The sequence below is a fragment of the Flavobacterium sp. B330r genome (genome assembly GCF_056824325.1).
Genome location: NZ_CP124860.1, coordinates 3,526,786 through 3,548,541 on the forward strand (window position 1 = coordinate 3,526,786; position 21,756 = coordinate 3,548,541).

Consider the following 21,756-nt stretch of genomic DNA (forward strand, 5'->3'; position numbering starts at 1 on the left):
TAGATTTTGTTGTACTTTTCAATACTAAAAAAACAAAGAGGATTTCTAAGAAAAACAATAAAAATGATTAAAACAAATTGCAGTAATTTTCTTCTGGGAGTATTGGTTTTGGTACTTTCTACTAATAATATGATAGGACAGAAGAAGGCAGGAGAAAAACGAAATTTAATTCAATATGTTGATCCAATGATTGGAACAGCAAAAATGGGACATACGTATCCAGGCGCAACAGTTCCTTTCGGGAGCGTGCAATTAAGCCCAGAAACAGATACCATTGCTTACAGTTTAAATGGAAAATACAACGGAGAAGTTTATAAATACTGTGCTGGTTATCAGTATGAAGATAAAACGATTGTAGGTTTCAGCCATACTCATTTCAGCGGAACTGGACATTCCGATTTAGGTGATTTCTTAATTATGCCAACAACTGGCAAACTGCAATTGAATCCTGGTGTAGCATCAAAACCGTTGTCTGGTTATAGATCTGCATTTTCACATTCGACAGAAAAAGCAGAACCTGCTTATTACAGCGTTTTTCTCGAAGATCATAAAATAAAAGCAGAATTGACAGCGACAACGCGCGTGGGAATGCATCAATATACTTTTCCAAAATCTAATGAAGCACATATCATTTTAGATCTGACTTCAGGAATTTACAACTACGATAAAAAGAATGTTTGGACATTTGTTCGTGTAGAAAACGATACTTTAATAACCGGATATCGCCAAACAAACGGATGGGCGAGAACTAGAACGGTTTATTTTGCAATGTCTTTCAATAAACCAATTAAAAGTTACGGACAAGCTGCTCAGGAAAAAAGCGTTTATAGAGGTTTTTGGGGAAGATTCGATCAAACGAAAAACTTTCCAGAAATGGCGGGTCAGAATCTAAAATTGTTTTTTGATTTTGATACTAATGAAGGCGAGAAAATCAAAATCAAAATGGCACTTTCTCCTGTAAGTTCTGCCGGTGCATTAGAAAATATGAAAAAAGAAGTTCCAGATTGGGATTTCGAAAAAGTAAAAAAACAAAGTCAGGAGGTTTGGAATAACGAATTGAATAAAGTTCAAGTAGAAACCATTCAAAAAGAAGATTTGGTTAATTTTTATACCGCAATGTATCATGCATTTTTGGGACCAACAGAATACATGGATTTAGATAAAAATTATAAAGGTCTAGATATGAATGTGCATAAAGCGGAGAATTTTACCAATTATACCAGTTATTCACTTTGGGATACGTATCGTGCTTTGCATCCGTTATTCAATATTGTGCAGCCCAAAAGAAATGCCGATATGGTAAGTTCTATGTTGGCACATTCAGATCAAAGTGTTCATAAAATGCTTCCAATTTGGTCGCATTATGCCAATGAAAACTGGTGTATGATTGGATATCATTCGGTTTCGGTTGTGGCAGATGCAATTGTAAAAGGAAATATTAGTTTTGATGCCGAAAAAGCGCTTCAAGCTTGTGTAAATACCGCAAAAGTGCCGTATTACGATGGTTTGGAATTTTACATGAATAAAGGGTATGTTCCAGAAGATAAAAACGGTGCTTCGGTTTCTAAAACTTTAGAATATGCTTATGACGATTGGGCAATAGCACAGGCAGCTAAGAAATTAGGAAAAACAGATATTTATAATGAATTCATTACTAGATCGAAAAATTATAAAAATGTCTACGACGAGAAAACGGGTTTCATGCGTCCGAAATTGAATGACGGAACATTCAAAAAAGAGTTTGATCCGCTAGATACGCATGGGCAAGGTTTTATTGAAGGAAATTCTTGGAATTACAGCTTATACGTTCCGCAAGATCCTGCTGATATGATTAAATTGATGGGTGGAAACGAGAAATTTAAAGTTCGTTTAGATTCTCTGTTCAATATGCATCTTCCAGACAAATATTTTGAAAATACCGAAGATATTACAAGAGATGGAATAATCGGGAATTATGTTCACGGAAACGAGCCTTCTCATCACGTAGTTTATTTGTATAATTGGACAGATTCTCCGTGGAAATCACAAGATAAAATTAGAATGATCTTGAAAAAAATGTACAGAAATGGCGCTGACGGTTTAGGAGGAAATGACGATTTTGGACAAATGAGTGCGTGGTATATTTTTAGCAGTTTAGGATTTTATCCAGTTGCTCCAGGTTCTGACGAGTATGCACTAGGAAGTCCGTTGATGAAAAATGCTATTGTAAATTTAGAAAATGGAAAAACTTTTGAAGTGGAAACCGTAAACCAATCTGATAAGAATGTATTTGTGAGTAAAGTTCTCCTTAACGGAAAACAATTGGAAAAACCATTTTTAAAACATGCCGATGTTATCAATGGCGGAAAGATTACGTTTTATATGAGCAGTAAGCCGAATAAGAAGCAGTATCAAAATTAGTTTTGCATTTGTCACCCAGAGCGAAGTCGAAGGGCTTTCTAGCTCAGATAGGGCTTCGACTACGCTCAGCCTGACAACGGTAATATTTTTAATTAGTGAAAATTTGTGCAATTCGTGGCAAAACAACAAAAAACTTCACGAAATTTGCACTTCAAATAAAGACAATCGATATGAAGATCAATTTAAAATCAGGAATAGAGAAACTGCTTTTCGGAATGAAGCAGAATGATGTAACAGCAGCTTTAGGAAAACCTGATAAAAACTATAAAGACGAAGACGACAATGTGATTTTTGTTTATAATGCACACAAAATCAGATTGACATTTTATCAGGAAGAGGACTTGAAATTAGGTTATTTAGTAGCATCAAGCAATGATTTAGAAGTTTTCGGATTCAAATTAATCGGAAGAAAAATTGCTGACGTAAAGAAAGATTTTGCTGCAAAAGGAATCACAAAATTCAATCAAGAAACATTTGATACTTTTGAAAATTACTTCAACGAAGACAACTGGTTTATCCTTCAAACAGAATTTGATGAGGTAGTAAAGTTTGAAATTGGAGCAATCATCAATGAGAAAGATGAATTTGCTTGGAAATTTCCAGTGAAAAAATAACGTATTTTTTTGTCATCCTGAGGAACGAAGGATCACACAAGAAACTCCGCAAAGTATGTCGGACAATCTTTGGCGATTTACGAGTGTGATCCTTCGTTCCTCAGGATGACATAAAAAAAAACCGACAATCACTTGTCGGTTTTTTTTTATGTCTTTAAAAAGAAATTATCCTTTTAACCATGCATTTTTAAGTTTCTCTTTTGAAGCATCTGTAGCTTTAAAAGTTTCTGTTTCTTCAAATGGTAGTTTTACAGTTCCTTTTATGGTTTCTTCTTTAGTTCCACGTTTTACTTTAAGTGTAATAGGATCATTTTCTTTCCAGTTTTCACTTTCTGTAATTAAATCATAAATGTTATCTAGGTTGTATGATTTATTGTTTACAGCTAAAATTTTATCGCCACCTTTTAAGTTTAGGTTTTTAAAGAATGCAGTTGATTCTGATTCAGGACGAACCGCGATTTCTTTCGTTGCCTTATCAATAGTAATGTAAGGAGTTTGTCCTTTAATGAACGGATTTCCAGCCTTTTTCTCGCTTGCTTTTGTAACACCCACTTTTGCTAGATAAAAATCGTAAGGAATTGGAGTAGTTCCAGCAACATATTTATTTAAAAAGTCACCCACTTCAGGATAAGTCAAAGAAGTGATTTTTGCGAATAATTCATCGTCATTAAAAGGTTTTTCAACCCCATATTCATCAGATAATTTATGCATTAAATCCAAAATCCCTCTTTCTCCATTGCTTTTCTCTCTAATAATAATGTCAATACACATACCAATTAAAGCACCTTTTTGGTATACATTTAAGTATTGATCTTTATAAGGCTGATCCAATACATTTTTACTCATTACAGTAAACGACATTGTATCATCTAACTGTTTAGATTGTGCAATCTTGTCTGCAATACGAGTGTAGAATTCAGCTTCGTCAATTAAACCTTGGTTAATTTGGAATAAATTAGCAAAATATTCTGTTACACCTTCGTACATCCATAAATGTTCAGACATTTTTGGTGCATTGTAATCAAAATACTGAATTTCTTTTGAGTGAATAGTTAATGGAGTCACAATGTGGAAGAATTCGTGAGAAACTACATCTTTTAGTGTTTCTACCAATTTTTCTTTTGGCATTGATTCTGGTAAAACTACAGTTGTAGCAGTTGGGTGTTCTAAAGCTCCAAAACCGTGAGCATCGTCTTTAGCCATGCTAGAAAGGTATACCAATACAGTATATTTTTTAGTAGAATTTACTTTTCCTAAAAAGTTTTTCTGTGCGGTCATCATGGTTTTCATCTCTGGAGTAATGCTCTCGGCAGTATATTTTCCAGTAGGAGAGTACACAGCAATTAAGATGTCCATTCCGTTTACATTAAAAGTAGTGTAATCAGGTTTAGAATACATAATTGGGTTTTCTACCAAAATAGCATAACGAGAAGTGGTAAACACATCAGAAGTATTGCTTGCATCTTGATCGGTCATAGAAGTAGCTCCCCAAAGTGTTTCAGGATGCGTGATAGTAACTTTGTACGTAACGTCTAATTTATCTTGAAAATACCCTACAAAACCATGAGTGTTAACCATGAAATTTTTTCCTGCATCGATGTTTGTTCCTGCTGGAGAAAAAACATCGTCATTTCCAAATCCAGTTCCTTTTTCTGTATCGAAAGTATCATTTACAAGATAAGTAATTCTTTTTAATGTCTTTGCGTTTGAGATCGACCAAGAATTATCACCTAATCTTTTTACAGAAAGAGCATTTCCTTTTGCATCAAAAGCTTTAAAATCTTCTGAATATTTTCCATAATTATCTGTAGAATAAGTACCAGGAACGGTTTTAGGAATACTGTAGGTAATTTCATCAGTCTTAATGGCTGGTGGCGTAACGGTTACCAAGACCTTATCGTCTTTAACATCGGTTAAATTGATATTAACTTCAACTATATTGCTTTTCGCGGCTCCAGTGCTACCTGTTTTACAGCTCCAAAAAGTTACCGCTAGAGCTAAGGTGTAAAGTATTTTTTTCATTTTTATATGTTTAGTTATAGTATTTGACACAAAAAGTACCGAAAAGTTACTAAAAAATCACATTATATTTACAGATAAAAAAAAACTCCTGAAAAACAGGAGCTTTATTTTAGTCTAATTTATTCTTTATATAATATTTTCCATCCAAATCTTCATCAAAATCATCTATTTTAACTGGTTTTGGTTTTGGTTTATTTGCAATTGCCTTCTTTTTCCACATCTCAAATTTTTCAAGAGGCATTTTCTTTTTCATGATGTCCAGGACTTCTTTTTCTGCCAATCCAAATTCTTTCTTTATAATTTCAAATGGATTTCTTTCTTCTAAAGCTAACGAAACAAGTCTTTCGATTTGTTCCGGAGTTAATTCTTTGCGGCTACTCTTTTTCATCTCGTGAAAATTAATTCAAAATAGGGTGTTAATTATTAATAGATTGATTTTCAATTTCTGTATCAATATTAAAAAAAAAAATAATAAGTTGGTTCAGTAAAGTTCAATTTTTTTAATGATTTTAACTGTTTTTGAAGGATCGTGATTTTTGAAATGGAATTTTTAACAGATTCTTCAATTCATTGTTTTCTTCAGACTGCATATGAGTGTCTACACCATATATAAGTTGATCTTTAGGTAAGTAGGTAAAGGTTTTAAAAAGCCTGTCCCAAACAGAAAAAATATTGCCATAATTGCTGTCTGTATAAGGCAGCACATAATGATGATGCACTTTATGCATATTAGGCGAAACAATAAAATAACTTAAGAATAGATCCAATTTTTCTGGCAGCGAAATATTGGCGTGGTTAAATTGTGAAGCAATAACCGATAATGATTGATAAAGAAAAACCATCCACATGGGAGTGCCGATAATTAAAACGCCTAAAGTGGTAAAAATAAAACGGACTACACTTTCTCCAGGATGATGTCTATTGGCAGTTGTGGTGTCGATCCAAGTATCGGTATGGTGTACCAGATGAAACTGCCAAAGAATTTTTACTTTGTGTTCTACCAAATGAGCTAAATAAGCTCCAATTAAGTCCAAAAGCAGTAAGCCAATTATAGTATATAGCCAGATTGGCATTTCTGGAAGCCATTGCAGAATTCCAAAATTATGTTCGATTGTCCAAGCAGCAGTTCGTATTAAAATAAACGCAAGAATAAAATTGACAACAATGGTAGTGAAGGTAAAAAAGAAATTTATACCCGCATGAGGCCATTTTTTATATTGCATTTTAAACAAAGGAAAACTATTTTCAATTAGCCAGAAAATAGTAATACCGCCAACCAAAATCAAACTTCTATGCGAAGAAGGAATCGTAGAAAAATAATTAATAATGTCATTCATGATGCATAAATATTTGAATTAATTAAAGATTTCTTTCGGTTTTACTCCAATAAAAAAGAGAAAATCAAATATAAATATATCTGATTTTCTCTTTAGAAATTATTATTTAGGATATTATTTTTTGATGAGGCTGATTATAAATAATAAAACCCACGCACCTCCTACAGCAATCAGAATCTGCCACAGAAGGCCGCCACCTCCAATGCCAAATTTTCCAGCAATCCATCCTCCGATGAATCCGCCTATGATTCCGACAATAATGTTGCCAATTAAACCAAATCCGGCACCTTTCCAGATTTGACCCGCTAGCCATCCAGAAATGGCACCTATAAGTAAGAAATATAAAAATTCCATATTTTTATTTTTTTGATGATGTGTTGAGTTCTTTTTTCAGCTATTATGCTTCTCCGTGATTTTGAAGCAGTGTTTTATAAAGGAAACCCGCAGCTAATGCACCAAGGATAGGGGCAACCCAAAACAGCCAAACCTGAGATAATGGCTCTCCGCCAACAAAAATAGCCTGAGATAAAGATCTCGCTGGGTTTACAGAAGTATTTGTAATCGGAATACTGATTAAGTGTATTAAAGTTAGCCCCAAACCGATTGCGATTCCTGCAAATCTGCCATTTGCAAATTTATCAGTTGCTCCTAAAATCACTAATAAAAAGAATAATGTAAGAACAAATTCTGCAATGAAAGCAGACTGTAATGAATAGCCATCAGGAGAAAAAGCTCCAAAACCATTAGAAGCAAAGGCTCCAGCTTTTGTATTGTCAATTGCAAAACCAGCTTTTCCAGAAGCTATTGTATATAACGTTCCTGCTGCCGCAACAGCTCCAACACATTGTGCAATGATGTACGGAATAAGATCTTTGGCCGAGAATCTTCCGCCAGCCCATAAACCAAAAGAAACAGCGGGATTAAAATGTCCGCCAGAAATATGGCCAACAGCATAGGCCATTGTAAGTACCGTTAAACCAAAAGCAAGTGCAACACCAGCAAATCCGATTCCTAAATTTGGAATTCCCGCTGCAAAAATTGCACTTCCGCATCCACCAAAAACAAGCCAATAAGTCCCGAAAAACTCTGCAAATAATTTTTTCATAATAAAATAATTTAAATGGTTAATGTTAGAATGTATATTGGTAAGCCCAATAAATCAAAACAATTTGTAAGGGCAAACGTACAAATAAAATCCATAATGGTAAACCAAATCCTGCTTTTTTATTTTGAAACATGTACAAATTGGCAGGAAAAATAGCAATTAATAGCATTATAATTCCCCAGGCGGCAATTTGTGTTGTAAAAGGCAGGATTAGAAAGATGCCCAGAATAATCTCAGCGGCACCACTTAAAATATTTATTAATTTGGGGTTTTTAAATGCGGGCGGAATGATCTTTATGTACATTCCAGGTTTTCTAAAATGATTTAGACCAGCAAGAATATAAAGGAAAGCCATTAAATATAAATGCCAAGGTAAAATCATGATATTTAATTGTTTATCACGAATTTATAAAAAAATTAACAATTATTGCATTACAATACTTCTTTTTTTGAAAGTATGTATTTTGGGCTATTTTTTTGACTTGAAATTTACATTCATAATAATTATGGCCAGAATAATCAATACAATGCCGACCCATTGAGAAAAGATTACTTTTTCGTTTAATAAAACATAGGCCATCATTACAGAAACTGGCAGTTCAAGAGCAGAAACAATACTTCCTAGTCCGATTCCAGTTAACGGAAAACCTGCTGTCATTAAAAGCGGTGGAATTATGGTACCAAATAATGATAATACAATTCCCCATTTTAGGAAGATTTCCATATTAAAGGCCGTAACCTGTGTTGCAAAAGCAAACGAAAATACAATAACAGCACCTCCTAAAAGCATATAAAGACTTCTTTGGGCAGATGAAATTTCGGTTGCTACACTATTGGCAGTAAACATAGTTGTAGTAAAAGAAGCAGCAGCAAGCATTCCCCAAACTAAACCTCTCCAGTCTAATTCGATATCGTTATTGATAATATTGGTGGCTAAAACAGTTCCAAAAAGCACTATTAATACCGCAATGACCTTTTGTTTTGAAGGCAGTTTTTTTTCTAAAATCATTTCAAGCAAAACACCCATCCAGACCGTTTGCATCAACAAAACGATTCCGATAGACACAGGAATATATTTTACCGCCAAATAATAAAATAAGCTTGTCATTCCTAAAGAAGTTCCAGCTAACATTAAATTGAAAACATTTTTACGAGATGCTTTTACGGCAGGTTTGTTTTTGTTTTTAATACGCTGAAAAAGATTGATTGCAAGAATACCTAGAATTCCGTATATAAACTGTGAGGTCGTTACTTCTGCAGTTGTGTATCCTTCAGAATAGGCCATTTTTACAAAAGTAGCCAACATTCCGTAAGTAGTTGCTCCCAAAGCAACAAGAAAAACACCCTTTAATACACTATTTTGCGACGTCATAAATTATCTGTTTTTAAAAAATTAAGCCGGCAAAGGTAAGCTATTTTGTTTAGGATTCTCTTGTACTATGTTGAAAATAATGATTTAATTGCAATAGAATTGATTTTTAAAGGCTTAAAATAAGAATTCTTTAAAAAGATAAACGGCAAAAAATAGAAAAGCCATCAAGAATAATTCTGATGGCTTTTTATATCTATAAAGAATAAATCTTCTCTTTTCTAATTACTTAGGCTGGTTTTGATACGTTTCAATTTCAAAAATCAAAGTAGCATTTGGAGGAATCACTCCGCCAGCACCTTTTTCGCCATACGCTAAATTTGAAGGTAAAAAGAAAGTCGCTTTTTCTCCGTCTGTCATCATATCAAGAGCTTCAAGAAAACCAGGAATCATTCCCTCTTTTTTACCAACTGTAAAAGGAAACGCTTTGTATCCGCCTTGCGCATCTCTATTGGCATCATATTTTCCATATGCTTTTGCTACTGGAGCCATGCTGCTGTCAAATAAGTTTCCGTCTTCAAAATACCCAGCGTAGTGAAAATAGATGTTAGAACCTTCAGCACCTTTAACGCCAGTACCTTTTTGAGTGATTACATATTTTAAACCAGAAGCTGTTGCAGTTGCTTTTGCTTTTAAGTCTTTAAAATAAGCTGCTTTTGCAGTTATTACTTTTTTTGCTTCTTCTTTTTTAGCCGCTTCTTTTTTTACATCATCGCTTAAAACTTTTAGAGCATCAAATTTCTTTGCAGCAGCACCTTTGCGTGTAATAACAATTTTTGTCATTACATCGTCTTGAACTATTTTATTTACATTATCCATTCCAGACACTACGTGGCCAAAAATAGTGTGTTTTCCGTTTAACCAAGGAGTATCTTTGTGTGTAATGAAAAACTGGCTTCCGTTTGTTGCCGGACCAGAATTTGCCATAGCAAGAACCCCGCCTTTTTCGAATTTTAAATCGTCTACAAATTCATCTTTAAAAGAATATCCTGGACCTCCAGAACCATTTCCTTCTGGATCACCACCCTGAATCATGAAATCGTTAATTACTCTATGGAATTTTAATCCGTTGTAAAATGGTTTTCCTTTAAGAGATGCTTTAACGTTAGGATTTGTACCTTCTGCCAAAGTAATAAAGTTTGCTACTGTAACAGGTGCTTTTACATACTCTAAAGAAAGAACAATGTCTCCTTTTGTAGTAGAAATTGTAGCGAAAATCCCGTCGCCAGGATTTGCCGCAGCAGCTGCTGTAGTTGTAGGTTTCGCTGCTGGTTTTGTAGCAGGCTTTTTAGTTTGAGCTTGTATATTTACTATTGCTAAGCAAAATAAAAATAGAAATTTAAATTTCATTGCTTTTAAAATTTTAAGTCTTTAATTCAATTACTGTTTGTCTGAAATCTGGATTTCGAAAATAATATTAGCGTTTGGCGGAATTACACCTCCAGCACCAGTTGCTCCATAAGCTAAGTGCGATGGAATAAAAAGAACTGCTTTGTCTCCATAAGACAATTGCTCAACTCCTTCAATAAAACCAGGAATTAAACCATCTTTTTTACCAGCTTGAAATTGAATTGGTTGGTAGCCGTTTTGCGCTGCTCTTGCAGGATCAAATTTCCCGAATGGTTTTGCCACTTCTTCAATGCTAGTGTCAAATAAAGTTCCGTTTTCAAGGAAACCAGCGTAGTGAATGTAAATTTGACTTCCAATAGCAGGTTTCTTGCCACCTCCTTTTTCTGTAATTACATATTCTAAACCGCTTGTAGTTTTAGTTGCTTTTGGTTTTAGAGAAGCGTAATAATCTACTTTTTCTTTTTGAGCTCCAGCATATTTTTGTTGTTCTTTTGCAATGTCAGCAAAATAGTCGTGGAATACTTTTGCAGCATCAAATTTTTTCGCTGCTTCACCATTTCTAATAATAGTTACAGCAACGATATTGTCTCCTTGAACAACTTTGTTTACTACTTCTTGATCTTTTGCGCTTACCACATGACCGAAAATAGTATGTAGGTTGTCTAACCAAGGAGTTTCTACGTGAGTGATAAAAAACTGGCTGCTGTTTGTTCCAGGTCCGTTATTTGCCATTGCTAAAACTCCAGCTTTGTCAAATTTTAAATCTGAAAATTCATCTTTAAATTTATATCCAGTATCTCCAGAACCAGTTCCTAATGGATCACCACTTTGAATCATGAAACTTTCAATTACTCGGTGGAATTTTAAACCGTCAAAAAAAGGTTTCTTTTTTAATTGTTCGTGCGTTACAAACTCGTTTTTACCTTCAGCTAAAGTCACAAAGTTAGCCACTGTAATAGGTGCTTTTTTGTAATCAAGCTCTACAATGATGTGACCTTTGTTTGTTTCGATATCGGCATATAAACCATCAGGAAGATTACTGTGGTCATCTTTACAAGAATAAAATGAGCCTACGGCTATTAGTAATAATAAAATACTCTTTTTCATTTTAAGATGTTGTTTTTATTGAGTTAATGTAATGTATCTTTTTTAGCTGGCGCTACAGGTTTTGCAACTGCAGGTTTTGGCGTTACGGCTGATGGCTGAGCAGCTGGTTTTGCTGTTTGTGCCGTAGGATCTGGAACAAAATTTCTAAGCGTTACTGTAACGATTAGAGATTCGTTTGTGCCAATTTTTTTATTATCTCCGTGATACCCATAAGCCATATGCGATGGAAATAAAAACGTAACAGTTTCGTTTTTATGCATTCTTTTTATTCCGTCGCGAAGCCCCATCATAATGTCTTGTTTGTCTACATAGTAAGTTTGAGGACCAAGATCTGATTCAGAATAAATGACATTGCCTTTTATATCTTTTACTTCCATATTAAAGTAAGCAATATCTCCTTTTCTTGGAGCTGCAGTTTCATTTGTATTTCTTTCGTCATAATAAAACCAATAGCCTTTTGGAGTAGCATAATATTTTACTTTCGGATTGCTTTTGATTATTTTCTTAATGACATCTTCTTCGTTTGCCACTAATTTTTTGTTTCGGTCAGCCGATTTTTTCATGAATGTTCCCGAAGCACTAGAAATGGGTCTTCTGGCTTCTTCATGATGCTTACAGCTGCTTAACAAAACTGTAAAAAGCAAAGTGTAAATGCTAAGTTTTAGGTAGTTCATGATTTGGACTATAATTTTAGTTTTTTTACTAAATCTTCAAATTTATTAACTGTTTCTTGCATCGAAACTTCAGATCTTCCGCCAGCTGCATTACTATGTCCGCCACCGTTGAAATGATCTCGAGCAAACTGATTTACATCAAAGCCTCCCTGCGAACGGAATGAAATCTTGATAATCCCTTCGTCTTTATTTTCGATAAAAATAGCAGTAAAAACAATATCTTTTATACTTAAGCCATAATTAACAATTCCTTCGGTATCACCTTTAACATAATTAAAAGAATCTAACTCTTCTTGTGTTAACGTCGTATATGAAGTTTTATGATTTTCAAGGATCTTCATGTTCTGCAAAGCACGTCCTAATAATTGTAATCTGCTGAAAGAGCTATTGTCAAAAAGTAATACAGGAATCTGAGTGTTTTCAACTCCTAAATCAATTAATTCAGCTATAATTCTATGTGTATTTCCTGTTGTGCCAGGAAAACGGAAAGAACCAGAATCGGTTAAAATACCTGTGTAAATGCAAGTTGCAATGGTTTTGTCAATATCTTCTTTTTTATTTAAGAAAGTGATAAAGTTATAGACCATCTCGCAAGTAGATCCGTATGAAGTGTCTGAATAGGTATAGGTAGCATAATCATCAGGTTTTTGATGATGATCGATCATAATGAAAGTCGCTTTTAGCTTTGCTAAAGTATGCTCCATTTCGCCTGTACGGTGAAAAGCATTAAAATCAAGTGTGAAAATGATTTCAGCTTCTTCTAAAATCTGTGTACAGATTTCGGTTTCTTTTTCGAATATTTTTACGGTTTCAGATCCTGGAAGCCAAGCTAAAAAATTAGGAAAATCATTCGGAGCAATTACTGTTGCCTGATGATTGTTTTTAATTAAAAAATGGTATAAACCTAACGTTGATCCCATTGCATCGCCATCTGGTCCTCTGTGCGGAATGATGACAATTTTCTTTGGGGTGGCGAGTAATAATTGAATCGCTTGAATATCTTGTATTTTCATAGTGTGCGAATTTACATTTTTTTAATGTAATGCTGAAAATAATTTTAGTGACCAGTTACAGTAGTCAGTGGTCAGTTTTTAGTGTTCAGTTGCAGTTCTCAGTTTTCATCACAGTTTGGAATTTGAGATTTTAAAAATTGGAATTTAACCTTTGGTATAATTTATATTTAGCCCCTTTTACAATCTGTGATTTGTAAATTCCGACAGAACCAGAAGAAAAATAAGCAATTGTACAGGCAATTGCGATGAAAATTCCAGGAGCAATTCCGAATAATTCCATTCCCATAATCGTACAGGCAATAGGAGTGTGGGTTGCACCCGAGAAAACAGCAACAAATCCGATTCCTGCTAAAAGCGCAATCGGCATTGGAATTACGGTCGATAAAGTACTTCCTAAAGTCGCACCGACAAAAAATAGCGGCGTTACTTCGCCTCCTTTAAAACCAGCTCCTAATGTGAATCCGGTAAATAAAATTTTTAGCAGAAAATCATACCATTGGTTTGGATTCGAAAAAGAATCGACAATTACAGGAACTCCTAATCCAGAGAATTTTGTAAATCCGAAACCAGCAATGGCAATAGCCAAAACGACTCCACCAATTACAGGACGAAGCGGAGGATATTTAATGTTTTTCGAAAAAAGTGAACCCCAAAAATGTGTGCTTTTAGAAAATAATAATGCTGCAAATCCTGATAAAACTCCAACAATTAAAGTGAAAATAATATTGTTTAAACTAAGTTCTGGAACAACAGGGATACTGTAATGTGTATGTTTTATTTCCCAGAATTCTACAGTAAAATAGGCCGCATAAGCCACTAAAAAAGAAAGTAAAATGCTTTTAAAATTAATTTTACTGAAGTATAAAACTTCTAAAGCAAAAATAGCTCCCGCAAGAGGAGTTCCAAAAACAGAAGCGAAACCTGCACTGATTCCGAGAATAATCAGAATTTTTCGTTCTGAATTATCAAGTTTGAAGAATTTTGTAAACTGATCGGCAATTGCGCCTCCCATTTGTACCGCAGTTCCTTCTCGTCCTGCAGATCCTCCAAATAAATGTGTTAATAATGTTCCTAAAAGTACTAAAGGAGCCATTTTAAACGGAATAACTTTTTTAGGATTTTCGTATTCTTCCAATAAAAGATTGTTTCCTTTTGCAACTGATTCTCCCCAATAATAATAACTCAATCCCACCAGAAATCCGCCGAAAGGCAAAAGCCATATAATCCAGTTATGCTGAATTCTAAATTGTGTCACCCATTCTAAAGAAACTAAAAAGAAAGCAGATGCAGAACCTGAAAGTATGCCTATTAAGACACAGATAAGAATCCATTTTGGAAGAGAAAGCAGAAAATGTTTTGGATTTAAGGAAGTCATTAATGAATTCTAAAAGTTTGCCACGAATTTCACGAATTTTCACGAATTAAAAGATAAAAAAATATTTTAAATCCATTAATCTCTGGCAAAAGAAAAAAAATAATGAAAATTCGTGAATTCGTGGCTATAAAAAATTACTGAACAACAGCAGTAAATTCTATTTCAACCAAATATTCTGGAGCAACCAGTTTACTGATTTCATAAAATCCTGTTGTTGGTTTTATATCTTTAAAGAAAGCAGAGTGTGCTCTTGCCACTTCTTCAAAAGTAGAAACATTGGTAGTAAAAATTCTAGTTCTAATCACATCTTTCATCCCCACATTTAAATCTTCTAAAACTTTTTCAACTCGCTCCAGAATGTTATAGGTTTGAGCATAAGCGTCATCAGCTTTTACTTTTTCACCGTCAACAATGGCTACAGTTCCAGAAACTTCAACAATATTGCCAATTCTTACGGCACGGCAATATCCCATTTTGTCTTCCCACGGCGATCCGGTTAAGATGTTTTCTCTTTTCATTTTTTTAGTTTTTTGCGAATTTGTCTATACATTTTAAAAGCAAATTCAGGTTAATTAAAGATGCTGCAATTTAAGAATTATGGTTCTGAAAGGAATAAAAAAAAGCTTGAAATCAATTCAGAAATTCAAGCTTTTTTGTGATATAAATCGTTATTCGGTTTCTTTTTCTTCGTAAAGGCGAAGCTTGTTTTGTACCGTATTTAAATTTTGCTGCAAGGCTTCAATTTTATTTAAAAGATTTGCAATGGCGTCAATTCCTTCTAAATTAATTTTGAGATCGTAATGCATTCGAATCATTTTTTCAACTGTAGGAAGCTGTTCTGGTTCTAGAAATTCGTCATTTTCTTCTGTAATAATATGAATGAGACCATAATTATTAAGTTCGGTAATAAAGGTGTTTTCAATTTCGTGATAGATACAAAACTGTTTGATCTGTATTAAGTTTTTATTTTTCATGACTTTCTAAGTTTTGCTAATTCTTCAAATAACTCTTTTTCCTTATCAGAAAGTTTTGTTGGAATTTTGATGGTATAAGTGATGTATAAATCACCAAATTGATTTTCTTTTTTATAAACAGGAAATCCTTTTCCTTTCAGTTTCACTTTGGTTCCCGGTTGTGTTTCTGCTGGAACTTTAATTTTTACTTTTCCATCAAAAGTATTGATATACGTTTCTCCGCCTAAAATAGCCGTATACAAATCAATTGGCGCCTCAGCATACAGATTATTTCCTTCACGTTTAAAATCTGAATTATTAGAAATGATAAAAGTGATGTACAAATCGCCGTTTGGTCCGCCGTTTACACCTGGCCCGCCATGATTCGGAATTTTGATAATCTGCCCGTTTTCTACACCAGCCGGAATCGTAATTCGTATATTTTTGCCGTTTACAGACAAGTTTCGTTTATGTGTTGTGTAAGCTTCTGCTAGATCTAATACCAGTTCGGCATTAAAATCCTGGCCTCTATATTTAGATTGCGATCTGCTTCTTCCTCCGCCGTACATCGAATTGAAAAAATCGGAGAAATCGCTTCCAGAATATTCTCCATCTCCAAAACCAGAGAAATCGCCTTCAGAATATTGATAACCGCCTTGCTGTCTGCTTTGCTGCTGGTTCGGATCGTAGCCTGCTTTTTCAAATTCTTCAGCATGTTTCCAGTCTTTACCGTACTTATCGTATTTTTTTCGATTTTCAGGATTGCTTAAAACTTCGTTTGCTTCATTTATTTCTTTGAATTTTTTCTCGGCTTCTTTATCATTCGGATTTAAATCGGGATGATATTTTCTAGCCAGTTTTCTATAGGCCTTTTTGATGTCTGCCTCGGTAGCCGATTTTGTAACATCCAATATTTTGTAGTAATCAATATAATCCATTTTGCTGTGATTTATAAATGGTAAATAAAGTCTTCAAGGTAAGAATAAGTTGTTAATAATCAAAATGCTATATGCTTTTAAAAAGTAAGTCTTTGGAATTTGCAAATTGTAAAATTGAAATTTATTTTTTATGAAATAAAAAATCTTGGCAGGTTTTTTGATTCCAAAAATTAGCTTAATTTAATGTTATAAAACTCCTAAAGTTGCAGCACCTAACTAAATTATACTATTTTTGTGATGCTAGACTTTTGGTTTGTATTAATTATAAAAGGCGATTCGATAATACTTTTTCAATGAAGCACATTTTATTTTTCATATTATTTTTTACTGCGATATCTGTATCAGCTCAAATTGAGTCTAATACTAAATTCAAAGCAATTCCAGGGGGAAAGTTTACTGCGAAGCCCAAAAAGACTCCGATTCCTGAAGTCAAAGATCCGCAGGCAGATTTTAATGATATGCCGGCAATTAAAACGCCAAATGTTTTTGAAAATACTACTATAACTCCAAAATCAAAATTTCAGATTGGAGAAGAAAAAAGCAAATTTACCATGTCTACTGAAACCGATTTTGCTAATCCCGGTGACCGATATGTAGCAAAAATGGAAAAAGATTTAGATAAAAGTTTGAAAGATGCTGGTTTACGAGAAGGACGCGGCGTGTTGGTAAAGAGGAATATTTCGTTGGGTGATTTTAAAACGAAATCAGAATATTTTATAGTGAAGTTTCGAGATTTTGGAGCAATTGATGGCGATTTAGTAAAAGTATCTTGCAATGAAGTTGTGGTAAGAGACCGAATTTTGCTAGATTCCAATTTCCAGCAAGTAAAAATCAATCTTGGACAAGGTTTTAATAAATTAGATTTTGAAGCTTTAAATATAGGAACGCTTGGAGGAAACACAGCAGAAATACAAGTTTACGACGATAAAGGCAATCTAGTAACCAATGATTACTGGGATAATCTAGCAGCAGGTTTTAAAGCGTCGATAGTGGTAACGAAAGAGTGATTTTTTTAAGATGCTAAGGTTCTGAGGTTCTAAGATACTAAGTTTTTTTTTCAGAAGCTTAAACACAAACAAAAAAGGAGATTCTATTTTAGAATCTCCTTTTTTGTTATACAATCTGATTAAAACCTCAGAATCTTAGAATCTTAGAACCTCAGAACCTTAGCATCTTAGACTAAAATGGATCCGCAGTAACCTTAAACTTCATTTCTGCTTTTACGGTCACATCTTTTGTTAAAGTTTCTTTCAATGTTACTTTCGTTCTGATTTTGTAACTGTCTGCTTTTATATATTCATCTAATCTTTTATCAGTACAAGTCAAATCGATCGTATTACTAGATACATTGATATTGTCAGCATACGCTAATTCAATTTCTTCTGAATTAGCTGTAGAAATATATAGATGTATAGATTTTAAAAAGGTAAATGTTTTATCTGAAGGATCTGTAATCGATAATTTCAGCGATCTGATTTTTACATCTTTCACCAAATTTACTTTTGTTTTATTGTTTTCAAACTCAGCAGAAGAATTGGTCGTAACCTCTGGCGTAATAATCTCTGAAGGCAGATTAATTGGAGAAGTGCTTTGAATTTTAATCGAAGCATTGTTCGAAATAGTAAAAGTCAGCAAATCATCAACAGTGTTGCAAGAGCAAAAAAAGATCGATAAGAAAGCTGACAGGGCAATAATTTTTGATTTCATGGTTAAATTAAATTGGGTTTTTCGTTAGATACGAAATAATTCGGTTTTTGGATTTGCAAAGATACTGAGTTGCTAAGGTTCTAAAATGCTAAGTTTTTTGTTTTTGAGCTAGAAAAAAGCTCAGAATCTTAGTAACTAAGTATCTTAGAATCTACAATGAAAAAAAAATATTTTTTTTCATTGCTCCGATTTTTCAATTTCGAATATAAAAAGTATTTTTGCGCATGCAACACAACGTACTTATTTTAGATTTCGGATCGCAATATACTCAGCTTATTGCGCGTAGAGTTCGCGAATTAAATATATTCTGCGAAATTTTTCCTTACAATCACATTCCAAGTGATTTATCAAGTTATAAAGCCGTAATTTTAGGAGGAAGCCCTTTCTCTGTTAGAGGAGAAGATGCGCCACATCCTGATTTATCACAAATTAGAGGTAAAATGCCTTTGCTTGCTGTTTGTTACGGAGCTCAATATTTGGCTCATTTCAGCGGCGGTGAAGTAGCTGCTTCCAATACAAGAGAATACGGTAGAGCAAACTTGTCTTATATTAAAGAAGGTGAAACTTTCTTTGAAGGAGTTTCAGAAAACAGCCAGGTTTGGATGAGCCATAGCGATAGTATCAAAGTGCTTCCAACAAATGCTGTAAAATTAGCAAGCACGCATGACGTAGAATACGCAGCTTACAAAATTGAAGGCGAAACTACTTATGCAATTCAATATCACCCAGAAGTTTACCACTCTACAGATGGTAAAAAAATGCTGGAGAACTTTTTAGTTAAAATTGCTGAAGTTCCTCAAAACTTTACTCCAAATGCTTTCGTTGACGAAATGGTAGCAGAACTAAAAGAGAAATTAGGAAATGATAAAGTGGTTCTTGGTTTATCTGGAGGAGTAGATTCTACTGTAGCGGCAGTTTTATTAAACAAAGCAATCGGGCAAAATTTATACTGTATCTTCGTTAACAACGGACTTTTACGTAAAAACGAATTCCAAAGCGTATTAGATCAATACAAAGGAATGGGATTAAATGTAAAAGGAGTAGATGCTGGAGATCGTTTCCTTGGCGAATTGGCCGGAATCAGCGATCCTGAAACGAAACGTAAAACAATCGGTCGTGTATTTATCGAAGTTTTTGATGATGAATCGCATTTATTAGAAGACGTAAAATGGTTAGCACAAGGAACTATTTATCCAGACGTTATTGAATCTGTTTCGGTAAAAGGACCATCTGCGACAATTAAATCGCACCACAACGTTGGTGGATTGCCAGATTATATGAAATTAAAAATTGTAGAACCACTTAGAATGTTGTTTAAAGACGAAGTAAGAAGAGTAGGAGCTACATTAGGAATAGATCCAGAATTATTAGGAAGACACCCTTTCCCAGGACCTGGATTATCAATTAGAATTTTAGGAGATATTACGCCAGAGAAAGTACAGATCTTGCAAGATGTTGATTCTGTATTTATCGAAGGATTAAAATCTTGGGGATTATACGATAAAGTTTGGCAGGCTGGAGCAATTTTGCTTCCTGTAAACAGTGTTGGTGTTATGGGCGATGAGCGTACTTACGAAAAAGTAGTAGCGCTTAGAGCTGTAGAATCAACAGATGGTATGACTGCTGACTGGGTTCATTTACCTTATGATTTCTTGATGAAAGTGTCAAACGACATTATCAATAAAGTAAAAGGCGTGAATCGTGTAGTTTACGATATTAGTTCGAAACCACCTGCAACAATTGAGTGGGAATAGTAGCATAATTTAAAATTAAGGTCTTACATTTGTAAGGCCTTAATTTTTTACAACCTACTATTTATGAGAGAACTTTTAACGATTTCTCTTGTGTTTGTTTTGTCTTTTAACAAAATAACTGCACAAGATGCAATAATTGAACACAGAATTCAAAAAGGAGAAACCGCTTTTTTCATTGCCCAAAAATACAAGGTTTCTGTAGACGAGATTTACAAACTCAACCCCGAATCGCAAAACGGAATCAAGGATAATCAGATTATAAAGATTCCAGTTCACTCCTTAGAAAATAAAAATTCAAAGCAACAAACCCATATTGTTGCGCCCAAAGAAACATTGTTTGGTTTGTCTAAACAATATCATGTTTCGGTTGAAGCCATTCAGAATGCCAATTCAGAAATTCTGGCCAGCGGACTCCAAATTGGTCAAGAATTAATAATTCCTCAAAATTTAGATAATGCAACTAAATTAGAAGCTGCTGTTTCTTCAAAAACTACGCATCAAGTTGTGGCTAAAGAATCTTTATTCAGCATTGCGAGACAATACAATGTTTCGGTTCAAGATTTAGAAAATTTAAATAAAGACATTTTAATTAATGGATTGCAAATTGGTCAAACGATTTCAATTCCGAACAAAAGAAAAACCTTGGATGGGAGAGTTCGTGTAATTAATCAAGAAACCATTTTTCATGTTGTAGAGCCAAAAGAAACTAAATTTTCGATTGCTAAGAAATACGGAATTTCAATTGATCAATTAGAATCTCAAAATCCTGAAATCGTAAACGGATTAGTTGTTGGAAACAAATTAGCCATTAATACAGCAGCCATAAAACCATCAAACGAAAGTGAAGAATTGATGTTGGCTTTGGCCGAAAAACAAGTTGTGGTTGAAAAAACAAAAGCTAAAACAGTCGAAATAGAGGATTTAAAAGACCGTCTTGTGGTTCAGAAAGAAATGAATCAGAAAATTATAAAAATTAATGATCTGAAAGTGAATCTGAACGATATGAATGGTTCTAAAGAAAACTCAGTTGAAAAACTCCGTTTGGTTTTAGAAGCAAATAAGAATGTTCAGGATATTTTAATGGCAAAATTAGATTCGCTTGTCACTTCAATGAATAATGATTTGAAAGAGTTGAAGCGAATGGATATTTTGAATGTTGAAGAATCTAAAAGATTGGAAAAACAATCTTCTGAAGGAATCAATAAAACGAATGAATTATCGTCTCAATTGAAAAAGGAACTGGCCGAAAACCGAAAAGCCTACGCTGGTTTGATGAATAAAGTAGAGAAAATCGCAGTTGAGGAAAATCAGGAATACAAGAAGAAAATCCGCGAAAGCGAGAAAAAATCTAATACAGAACCTTTACAGCAGCGTTTGTCTTTAGAAGAAATTAAACGTTATAAAATCGAGCAGGAAAAAGGAGATGAAAAAAATCAGCTTTTAATTGCTAAAATAGATTCTTTGGACACTCAGAAAAAAATTGAAGTAAAAAGACACATCAGTAAAGCTTCTTATTATAGTATGGAAGCTCGAAAATTTGATGATAAATTGGCTTTAATCAAATTGAAAAAATATCAGGATGAAGCGGTTAAGAAACAGGAAAAAAAGGGTGCAGCTGAAAATTCAAAAACAATTTCATTGCAAGAAATGAAACAAGAATTGAAAGACAATCCGTTAAGACCTGACAAAACAGTAAAAGTTGAAGTTTATGATAATCTTAAAGAAGTTTCAAACGGGTATTACTTAGTTTTAGGTATATTTACAGACGCAGTTGACCGAGATAAGCTCATTATGAAACTCATTGATTCTGGTGAATTTAACGCTAGCTTCTTTTTCAATATTAACAGCCTTTCGTATTATGTTTACGCCGATAAGTTCGAAAACATGGAAGAAGTGCTTTATAAATGCAAGAAAAAAGAAGAAGATGAGTTATATAAAGAAATCATTATTGCTAAAGTAGAAATCGATTTAAGGTAATTTTTACAGCGATAAAGCAAACGGCGCGAATTTTGCTTTTAGTAAAATTGTAACTTATTTT

21 protein-coding genes are annotated in these 21,756 nt (G+C 33.9%); 5 read left to right on the top strand and 16 right to left on the bottom strand.

The genetic code is table 11. The annotated features are described in order from the left end of the window. The first annotated feature begins 63 nt into the window (after nt 1–63). Both QLQ95_RS15620 and QLQ95_RS15625 read left to right on the top strand, forming a co-directional pair. The gene (locus tag QLQ95_RS15620) at nt 64–2,400 is read left to right on the top strand and encodes a GH92 family glycosyl hydrolase (protein ID WP_095929989.1); all 2,337 of its coding nucleotides are present in this window, start codon (nt 64–66) and stop codon (nt 2,398–2,400) included. A gap of 170 nt (nt 2,401–2,570) precedes the next feature. After that, nucleotides 2,571–3,014 (top strand): hypothetical protein, encoded by a 444-nt coding sequence (locus QLQ95_RS15625; protein ID WP_482500535.1) that lies wholly within the window; start codon nt 2,571–2,573, stop codon nt 3,012–3,014. Nucleotides 3,015–3,179: 165 nt separating this feature from the next. Here QLQ95_RS15625 and QLQ95_RS15630 read toward each other — a convergent pair whose 3' ends face one another. The 15 genes from QLQ95_RS15630 to QLQ95_RS15700 form a co-directional block, all read right to left on the bottom strand. Further along, entirely contained in the window at nt 3,180–5,036 is a 1,857-nt protein-coding gene (locus QLQ95_RS15630; RefSeq protein ID WP_482500537.1) for a M61 family metallopeptidase, read from the bottom strand. Nucleotides 5,037–5,145: 109 nt separating this feature from the next. After that, nucleotides 5,146–5,424, bottom strand: coding sequence for a DUF2805 domain-containing protein (locus tag QLQ95_RS15635; protein ID WP_095929894.1), 279 nt, complete (start codon nt 5,422–5,424; stop codon nt 5,146–5,148). Between the two features lie 121 nt (nt 5,425–5,545). Then, complete coding sequence (locus QLQ95_RS15640; RefSeq protein ID WP_482500539.1) at nt 5,546–6,373, bottom strand: sterol desaturase family protein; 828 nt, start codon at nt 6,371–6,373, stop codon at nt 5,546–5,548. A gap of 114 nt (nt 6,374–6,487) precedes the next feature. Further along, nucleotides 6,488–6,727 (bottom strand): GlsB/YeaQ/YmgE family stress response membrane protein, encoded by a 240-nt coding sequence (locus QLQ95_RS15645; RefSeq protein WP_427872728.1) that lies wholly within the window; start codon nt 6,725–6,727, stop codon nt 6,488–6,490. 43 nt (nt 6,728–6,770) lie between these two features. Continuing rightward, nucleotides 6,771–7,478, bottom strand: coding sequence for an aquaporin Z (gene aqpZ / locus QLQ95_RS15650; RefSeq protein WP_482500541.1), 708 nt, complete (start codon nt 7,476–7,478; stop codon nt 6,771–6,773). A 25-nt stretch (nt 7,479–7,503) separates the two neighbouring features. Beyond that, a complete protein-coding gene (locus QLQ95_RS15655; RefSeq protein WP_379798007.1) occupies nt 7,504–7,860 on the bottom strand; it encodes a DoxX family protein in 357 nt (118 codons plus the stop codon). 87 nt (nt 7,861–7,947) lie between these two features. Further along, nucleotides 7,948–8,850, bottom strand: coding sequence for an EamA family transporter (locus QLQ95_RS15660; RefSeq protein ID WP_095929899.1), 903 nt, complete (start codon nt 8,848–8,850; stop codon nt 7,948–7,950). A gap of 222 nt (nt 8,851–9,072) precedes the next feature. Beyond that, a complete protein-coding gene (locus QLQ95_RS15665) occupies nt 9,073–10,197 on the bottom strand; it encodes a peptidylprolyl isomerase (protein WP_320494068.1) in 1,125 nt (374 codons plus the stop codon). Nucleotides 10,198–10,227: 30 nt separating this feature from the next. Further along, nucleotides 10,228–11,304, bottom strand: coding sequence for a peptidylprolyl isomerase (locus tag QLQ95_RS15670; protein WP_095929901.1), 1,077 nt, complete (start codon nt 11,302–11,304; stop codon nt 10,228–10,230). A gap of 23 nt (nt 11,305–11,327) precedes the next feature. After that, nucleotides 11,328–11,978, bottom strand: coding sequence for a gliding motility-associated peptidyl-prolyl isomerase GldI (gene gldI / locus QLQ95_RS15675; protein WP_095929902.1), 651 nt, complete (start codon nt 11,976–11,978; stop codon nt 11,328–11,330). Between the two features lie 8 nt (nt 11,979–11,986). Continuing rightward, the gene (locus QLQ95_RS15680) at nt 11,987–12,991 is read right to left on the bottom strand and encodes a DHH family phosphoesterase (RefSeq protein WP_095929903.1); all 1,005 of its coding nucleotides are present in this window, start codon (nt 12,989–12,991) and stop codon (nt 11,987–11,989) included. A gap of 130 nt (nt 12,992–13,121) precedes the next feature. Beyond that, the gene (locus QLQ95_RS15685) at nt 13,122–14,366 is read right to left on the bottom strand and encodes a voltage-gated chloride channel family protein (RefSeq protein WP_320494069.1); all 1,245 of its coding nucleotides are present in this window, start codon (nt 14,364–14,366) and stop codon (nt 13,122–13,124) included. A 134-nt stretch (nt 14,367–14,500) separates the two neighbouring features. Further along, a complete protein-coding gene (locus tag QLQ95_RS15690; RefSeq protein ID WP_095929905.1) occupies nt 14,501–14,884 on the bottom strand; it encodes a RidA family protein in 384 nt (127 codons plus the stop codon). 150 nt (nt 14,885–15,034) lie between these two features. Beyond that, on the bottom strand, nt 15,035–15,340 hold the full coding sequence (locus QLQ95_RS15695) for a chaperone modulator CbpM (RefSeq protein ID WP_095929906.1): 306 nt from the start codon (nt 15,338–15,340) through the stop codon (nt 15,035–15,037). After that, on the bottom strand, nt 15,337–16,257 hold the full coding sequence (locus QLQ95_RS15700; protein WP_095929907.1) for a DnaJ C-terminal domain-containing protein: 921 nt from the start codon (nt 16,255–16,257) through the stop codon (nt 15,337–15,339). The genes QLQ95_RS15695 and QLQ95_RS15700 overlap by 4 nt, the downstream gene beginning before the upstream one ends. Before the next feature lie 293 nt (nt 16,258–16,550). Between QLQ95_RS15700 and QLQ95_RS15705 the strand changes: the two genes are divergently transcribed. Next, nucleotides 16,551–17,264: a hypothetical protein gene (locus tag QLQ95_RS15705; protein ID WP_095929908.1), complete on the top strand. Its 714-nt coding sequence runs from the start codon at nt 16,551–16,553 to the stop codon at nt 17,262–17,264. 172 nt (nt 17,265–17,436) lie between these two features. Here QLQ95_RS15705 and QLQ95_RS15710 read toward each other — a convergent pair whose 3' ends face one another. Continuing rightward, complete coding sequence (locus QLQ95_RS15710; RefSeq protein ID WP_482500545.1) at nt 17,437–17,964, bottom strand: hypothetical protein; 528 nt, start codon at nt 17,962–17,964, stop codon at nt 17,437–17,439. A 224-nt stretch (nt 17,965–18,188) separates the two neighbouring features. Between QLQ95_RS15710 and guaA the strand changes: the two genes are divergently transcribed. Beyond that, nucleotides 18,189–19,718, top strand: a complete 1,530-nt coding sequence (gene guaA / locus QLQ95_RS15715; protein WP_095929910.1) for a glutamine-hydrolyzing GMP synthase — start codon at nt 18,189–18,191, stop codon at nt 19,716–19,718. A 63-nt stretch (nt 19,719–19,781) separates the two neighbouring features. Next, entirely contained in the window at nt 19,782–21,695 is a 1,914-nt protein-coding gene (locus QLQ95_RS15720) for a LysM peptidoglycan-binding domain-containing protein (RefSeq protein WP_482500547.1), read from the top strand. Nucleotides 21,696–21,756: the final 61 nt, after the last annotated feature.